General features: G+C 53.8%; 1 protein-coding gene. It reads right to left on the bottom strand.

All coding sequences use genetic code 11. The features are described 5' to 3' along the window. On the bottom strand, positions 1 to 1,187 hold a 1,187-nt coding region (locus HGH92_RS33385; RefSeq protein ID WP_168875202.1), incomplete at both ends, for a beta-ketoacyl synthase N-terminal-like domain-containing protein.

Below are 1,187 nucleotides of genomic sequence, written 5' to 3'. Positions count from 1 at the left end.
AAAATGCTGCCTTCCAGTTTTATATATTCATTGGCCTGCTGCAAATGAGGATTACCCGGCAGCAGCCCATGCTTCATTGACAGCAGCACCTTTATCACACCCGCAATTCCCGCTGCGGCCTCCAGATGTCCGATATTGGACTTAACGCTGCCCACACGACAATCACCCTGGCCGGGATATACCAAATTGTTTTCTGCATATAACTCCCGGAAAGCCTGCTGTAAACCGTCCATTTCAATGGGATCGCCCAGCGCTGTCCCGGTACCATGTGCTTCAATGTAACTTACCCGGTCCGCAGCGATACCGGCATTCCGATATGCTTTCAGCAGCAGGTCACGCTGGGCAACAGGATTGGGCGACGTCAGCGTATTGGCCTTACCGCCATGGTTAACGGCACTGCCCCGGATTACGCCATAGATCTGGTCTCCGTCCGAAACGGCCCTGCTCAGCGGTTTTAGTATAATGATGCCGACACCTTCTCCCCTCACATAACCATTGGCCCGCTGATCAAAAGTCATGCAACGGCCTTCTGCACTCAACATCCCAGCCTGGCTAAACGACAACGTAAGATCAGGTGACAACAGCGCGTTCACGCCGCCGGCTATCGCCATATCACAATCTCCGTTACGGATATGTTCCACCGCCCGGTGAATTGCCACCAGCGAACTGGAACAGGCCGTATCCACCGGCTCACTGGGACCGTGTATGTCCAGCAGGTAGGAAATGCGGTTCACCAATACCGAATGAGCAGACCCTGTTGCATACTGAGCCTGGCTGCTAAAAGCCGGCGAAGACCGTAATATTCCGGCATAATCAGAAGAGGCCACCCCAATGAACACACCGGTATTACTGCCTTTCAGGCTTCCCGGTGCTATGCCCGCATCTTCCAGTGCGCCATATACCGCTTCCAGCGTGATCCGCTGCTGCGGGTCCATCAGTTCTGCCTCAAGCGGGGAAATATTAAAATATAAAGCGTCGAACTTATCAATATCGGTGATAAACCCACCCCAACGGCTAAGTGTTTTTCCCGGGCTGGCCAGCGGATCGCCGTGATATTGCCGCCAGTCCCAACGGTCTGCAGGCACTTCTGTCACAAGATCATGATTGGACTTCAGATGCTCCCAGAACTGCTGCAGGTCTGCCGAACCGGGAAAACGGCCGTTCATTCCCACTATCGCAACAGGTTC

This window comes from Chitinophaga varians (assembly GCF_012641275.1).
Classification (GTDB): Bacteria; Bacteroidota; Bacteroidia; order Chitinophagales; family Chitinophagaceae; genus Chitinophaga; species Chitinophaga varians_A.
The sequence above is the reverse complement of the archived record's forward strand: the minus strand, read 5'-3'. Positions and strand labels throughout refer to the sequence as shown.